The sequence below is a fragment of the Halomonas marinisediminis genome, assembly GCF_004347715.1.
GTDB classification, from domain to species: Bacteria; Pseudomonadota; Gammaproteobacteria; order Pseudomonadales; family Halomonadaceae; genus Halomonas; species Halomonas icarae.
This window is the reverse complement of sequence record NZ_SLTR01000742.1, coordinates 1-231: the sequence shown is the minus strand read 5'-3', so window position 1 is coordinate 231 and position 231 is coordinate 1. Positions and strand designations below refer to the sequence as shown.

At 66.2% G+C, this 231-nt stretch carries 1 pseudogene; it reads right to left on the bottom strand.

Annotated elements, in window-relative coordinates:
* Positions 1 to 205: pseudogene (locus tag E0702_RS18390) on the bottom strand (LacI family transcriptional regulator); the annotation flags it as partial.
* Between the last annotated feature and the right edge of the window lie 26 nt (positions 206 to 231).

Here is a 231-nt window from a genome sequence, read left to right as displayed (position 1 = left end):
CGGGGCGCCCGACCCCCCGGCGGCAACCGTCGACCGTGGCCAGGGTCCCCGGCAAACCGCGCAGCAATTCGCCCCCGTTGACCCCGGCCATCCCGAAACTGCCGGGAATATCCATGCCCTTCTCGGTACAATAGAGCAATCCGCCCGCCCCGATCAGGTCGTTGGAGTAATAGAGGAAATCGAGGTCGGGAGTCCGCTCCAGCATGGCGGCGGTTAACTAGCGGCCGTTGG